Here is a 5,309-nt window from a genome sequence, read left to right as displayed (position 1 = left end):
TTTATAAATATTTAATTGACTCTATAAATATACAATATTATAATCATACTTAATTTAAAGAATCGATTTGAGGAGGAACTTATGAAAGTCGCAATTATTGGAGCCACTGGATATGGGGGCATTGAGTTAATTCGTTTATTAGAACAACATCCATATTTTTCTATAGCATCTCTTCATTCTTTTTCACAAGTTGGTGAGTGTATAACAAATGTATATCCGCATCTTCGAAATGTCCTCGTTCATACGTTACAAGAAATTGATGTGGAGACAATAGGGAAAGAAGCAGAAATCGTATTTCTAGCAACACCAGCAGGAGTATCGGCGGAGTTAACTCCCAAGTTATTAGCTGAAGGTTTAAAAGTAATTGACCTATCTGGAGACTTTCGTATGATAGATCCTTCGTCATATGAACTGTGGTATAAAAGGCCAGCAGCGAAAGAAGAAATTCTTAGAAAAGCAGTGTATGGGTTAAGTGAATGGAAAAGGACTGAGATTCAACAGGCAAATTTAATTGCAAACCCAGGATGTTTTGCTACAGCCACATTGCTAGCGATAGCACCGTTAGTACGTAGTAGCATGATTGAAGAAGATTCGATTATTATTGACGCGAAATCAGGGGTAACAGGAGCAGGTAAAACACCAACAACAATGACTCATTTTCCTGAGCTATACGATAACTTACACATCTATAAAGTAAACCAGCATCAGCACGTTCCAGAGATTGAGCAAATGCTTACAGAATGGAATAGTGAATTACAGCCAATTACATTTAGCACACATTTAATACCGATATCACGAGGAATCATGATTACACTTTATGCAAAAGTAAAACAAAAGATGGAAATAAAGCAACTTCAAAAATTGTATGAAGAAACGTATGAACAATCGCCTTTCATCCGAATTTGTACGCAAGGGAAATTTCCAAGTCCAAAAGAAGTGAGAGGCTCAAATTATTGTGATATTGGCATAGCTTACGATGAAAGAACAGAAAGAGTTACGGTCGTTTCTGTTATAGACAATATGATGAAAGGCGCGGCTGGGCAAGCGATTCAAAATGCAAACATAATAGCGGGGCTAGAAGAGACAACAGGTTTACAACATATGCCGCTTTATCTATAAGGGGGACATGATGATTAAAGTAGCGTCTATTACAAAATTAGAAAATGGTTCGATTGTAACGCCGAAAGGCTTTTCGGCAATTGGTACTGCAAATGGTCTGAAAAAGGAGAAAAAGGATTTAGGGGCAATCGTTTGTGACGTACCAGCATCATGTGCCGCTGTGTATACAACGAATCAAATACAAGCAGCCCCTTTACAAGTAACGAAGGATAGTATAACGGCAGAAGGGAAGTTACAAGCAATTATCGTTAATAGTGGAAATGCAAATGCTTGTACTGGAATGAAAGGATTACAAGACGCATACGAGATGCGCGCATTAGGGGCGGAACATTTTGGATTGAAAGAAAATTACGTTGCAGTAGCTTCAACAGGTGTAATTGGTGTTCCGCTGCCGATGGATATAATCCGAAAGGGAGTTGCAACTCTTATACCGACGAAGGAAGAAAGTGAAGCATATTCTTTTTCTGAAGCAATTTTAACGACGGATCTCATAACGAAAGAAACTTGCTATGAAATGATTATTGATGGGAAGAAAGTGACGATTGCGGGTGTTGCAAAAGGTTCAGGGATGATTCATCCGAATATGGCAACGATGCTTAGTTTTATTACGACAGATGCTCATATAGAGCATGACGTATTGCAAACGGCATTATCCCAAATTACGAATCATACATTTAATCAAATTACGGTAGATGGAGATACTTCTACGAATGATATGGTCATCGTTATGGCAAGTGGATTATCAGAAACAAGGCCGATAAATACAGATTGGGAAACTTTCGTATGTGCTTTACAGAAGGTATGTGAAGATTTAGCAAAGAAAATTGCGCAAGATGGTGAAGGCGCTACAAAGTTAATCGAAGTAAATGTGCTAGGAGCTCAAACGAATGAAGAGGCAAAAAAAATTGCAAAGCAAATAGTCGGTTCGAGTCTTGTGAAAACAGCAATACATGGTGAAGATCCAAACTGGGGGCGAATTATTAGCAGTATTGGACAAAGTGAAGTAGCTATTAATCCGAATACAATTGACATTACTCTTCAATCTATATTGGTATTAAAAAATAGTGAGCCTCAAACATTTTCTGAAGAAGAAATGAAAGAGAGATTACAAGAAGATGAAATAGTCATTAATGTGTACTTACACTTAGGAGAAGAGACAGGATCAGCTTGGGGCTGTGACTTAAGCTATGAATATGTGAAAATAAACGCTTGTTATCGTACATAAGGAGAGAGAAGATGAGCGAATATATTGTAGTGAAATGCGGCGGTAGTATGTTGAATCAATTAAATGATGTGTTTTTTGATTGTATAAAGAAATTACAGCAGAAGTATAAAGTAGTGATTGTCCATGGTGGTGGGCCAGAAATTGATGCCAAATTAAAAGATTGTAACATCAACGTAGAAAAAAGAGATGGATTACGCGTAACACCAAAAGAAGTTATGGATGTTGTTCAAATGGTGCTATGCGGAAGTACGAATAAAAAACTCGTAATGAATTTACAAAAGCATAATTTACTTGCGGTAGGTTGTTCAGGGTGTGACGGCAATTTACTTCAAGTTCAACCTGTCAGCGAAGAGATAGGATATGTGGGGGAAGTAAGTTATGTAGAAACAGCCTTATTAAAAGGATTAATAAATATGGAGTATATTCCTGTTATTGCTCCAATCGGGGTAAATGGTAATGAAGTTTATAACATAAATGCGGACAATGCTGCAGCTGGGATTGCGGCTGCGTTAGGGGCAAAAGAACTTATTTTTATTACGGATGTAGATGGAATATTACATGAAGGGAATTTGGTAAAGGAAACGGATGAATCTGAAATTGCTACTTTTATAGAAACAGGTGTTATTACAGGTGGGATGATTCCGAAAGTACAGGCGGCACTAGCATCATTAAAAATGGGAGTGCAAAAGATAAGTATTGTGAATGGTACAAAAGATTTTACTGAGGTTACGGGAGAGTGTATTGGAACGACGGTAACGAAAGGTGTGAGTATTGCATGACGAGTCATCTTTTTCAAACGTATGGCAGAAGAACTATTGAGTTTGTAAAGGGAACTGGAACGAAAGTTAATGATAATGACGGTAAGGAATATTTAGATTTCACATCAGGAATTGGCGTATGTAATTTAGGACATTGTCACCCTACTGTTCTCAAAGGTGTACAAGAGCAACTTGATGATATATGGCATATATCTAACCTGTTTACAAACAGCTTGCAAGAAGAAGTTGCGTCATTATTAACAGAAAATAGAGCATTAGATTATGTGTTTTTCTGTAATAGTGGGGCAGAGGCAAATGAAGCGGCTTTAAAGTTAGCACGTAAGCATACTGGAAAATCTCTCGTCGTAACATGCCAGCAGTCTTTTCACGGTAGAACATTTGGAACGATGAGTGCAACGGGCCAAGATAAGGTAAAAGAAGGATTTGGTCCATTACTTCCATCTTTTTTACATATCCCTTTTAACGATATTAAAGCATTAGAGGAAGTAATGAATGAAGAAGTTGCGGCGGTAATGGTAGAAGTTGTTCAAGGAGAGGGAGGAGTAATACCTGCTGATCTATCTTTTTTGAAAGAGATTGAAACATTATGTAATAAGTTCGGTTCCTTATTTATTATAGACGAAGTACAAACGGGGATAGGAAGAACTGGAACACTATTCGCTTATGAACAAGTGGGAATAGAGCCTGATATCGTTACCGTAGCAAAGGCGCTTGGGAATGGGATTCCTGTCGGAGCGATGATTGGCCGGAAAGAGCTCGGAGCGTCGTTTACTGCAGGATCACACGGTTCAACTTTTGGCGGGAATTACATCGCGATGGCTGCAGCGAAAGAAGTATTGCAAGTAAGTAAAAAACCATCGTTTTTAAAAGAAGTACAAGAAAAAGGCGAGTACGTATTAGAGAAGTTGCAAGAGGAATTACAGCATGTCGAATGTATTCAAAATATACGTGGTAAGGGGCTTATGATTGGGATTGAGTGTAAGCATGAAGTTGCAAGTTTTATAGAACAACTAGAAAACGAAGGACTTCTCGTATTACAAGCAGGTCCTAATGTGATAAGACTATTACCGCCACTCATTGTCACGAATGAAGAGTTAGAACAGGCAGTATATATAATAAAAAAAGTAGTTTGTACAAAAAACGTATCAATCATATAAGGGGGAAGTTTCATGTCAACTGTACAAGTACCGAAATTAAATACGAAAGATCTTTTAACACTAGAAGAATTAACGAAAGAAGAAATTATTTCTTTAATTGAGTTCGCTATATATTTAAAAAAGAATAAGCAAGAGCTTTTATTACAAGGCAAAATATTAGGGCTTATTTTTGATAAGCATTCCACTCGTACTCGTGTATCTTTTGAAGCAGGAATGGTACAGCTCGGGGGACATGGTATGTTTTTAAGTGGGAAAGAGATGCAAATGGGAAGAGGAGAAAGCGTTTCAGATACTGCGAAAGTATTATCGCAGTATATTGACGGGATCATGATACGTACATTCTCACACGCGGATGTAGAAGAGCTTGCAAAAGAATCGAGTATTCCTGTTATTAACGGTTTAACGGATGATCATCATCCTTGTCAAGCATTGGCAGACCTTATGACGATATACGAAGAAACAAATACATTTAAAGGAATAAAATTGGCTTACGTAGGTGACGGAAATAATGTATGTCATTCATTGTTGCTAGCGAGTGCAAAAGTCGGAATGCATATGACTGTGGCAACGCCTGTAGGGTATGAACCGAATGAAGAGATTGTAAAAAAAGCGTTAGCAATTGCCAAGGAAACAGGAGCTGAAATTGAAGTTTTGCATGATCCTGAATTAGCAGTGAATGAAGCAGATTTCATTTATACTGACGTTTGGATGAGCATGGGGCAAGAGGGCGAAGAAGAGAAGTATACTTTATTTCAACCTTACCAAATCAATAACGAACTTGTTAAGCATGCGAAGCAAACATATCGTTTCTTACACTGTTTACCTGCCCATCGTGAAGAAGAAGTAACAGGAGAAATTATAGATGGACCGCAGTCTATCGTCTTTGAGCAAGCTGGTAATCGATTGCATGCTCAAAAAGCGTTATTAGTGAGTTTATTTAAAAATGTAGAAGAGCCTTCCTAAAAGGGAGGTTTTTTTATATTAAAATGTCGGATGTATATTTGGTTAACCATTTCGATATCATTTATA

The 5,309-nt window shown here is 37.6% G+C and carries 5 protein-coding genes; all 5 read left to right on the top strand.

Going from position 1 to position 5,309, the window contains the following annotated elements:
* Positions 1-81 precede the first annotated feature (81 nt).
* The 5 genes from argC to argF are packed head-to-tail and all read left to right on the top strand — an operon-like array spanning position 82 to position 5,243.
* Positions 82-1,119, top strand: a complete 1,038-nt coding sequence (argC, locus tag ACQGS6_RS22430; RefSeq protein WP_000861252.1) for an N-acetyl-gamma-glutamyl-phosphate reductase — start codon at positions 82-84, stop codon at positions 1,117-1,119.
* Positions 1,120-1,129: 10 nt separating this feature from the next.
* Positions 1,130-2,344 (top strand): bifunctional glutamate N-acetyltransferase/amino-acid acetyltransferase ArgJ, encoded by a 1,215-nt coding sequence (gene argJ, locus ACQGS6_RS22425; protein WP_025966327.1) that lies wholly within the window; start codon positions 1,130-1,132, stop codon positions 2,342-2,344.
* 11 nt (positions 2,345-2,355) lie between these two features.
* Positions 2,356-3,123, top strand: coding sequence for an acetylglutamate kinase (gene argB, locus ACQGS6_RS22420; protein WP_000006083.1), 768 nt, complete (start codon positions 2,356-2,358; stop codon positions 3,121-3,123).
* Positions 3,120-4,280: an acetylornithine transaminase gene (locus ACQGS6_RS22415; RefSeq protein WP_000200562.1), complete on the top strand. Its 1,161-nt coding sequence runs from the start codon at positions 3,120-3,122 to the stop codon at positions 4,278-4,280. Before argB ends, ACQGS6_RS22415 begins: the two co-directional genes overlap by 4 nt.
* A 12-nt stretch (positions 4,281-4,292) precedes the next feature.
* Positions 4,293-5,243: an ornithine carbamoyltransferase gene (argF, locus tag ACQGS6_RS22410; protein ID WP_000108846.1), complete on the top strand. Its 951-nt coding sequence runs from the start codon at positions 4,293-4,295 to the stop codon at positions 5,241-5,243.
* Positions 5,244-5,309: the final 66 nt, after the last annotated feature.

The organism is Bacillus sp. GMs2/2 (assembly GCF_050172095.1).
In the GTDB taxonomy this organism is placed as follows: domain Bacteria; phylum Bacillota; class Bacilli; order Bacillales; family Bacillaceae_G; genus Bacillus_A; species Bacillus_A cereus.
The sequence above is the reverse complement of the archived record's forward strand: the minus strand, read 5'-3'. Positions and strand labels throughout refer to the sequence as shown.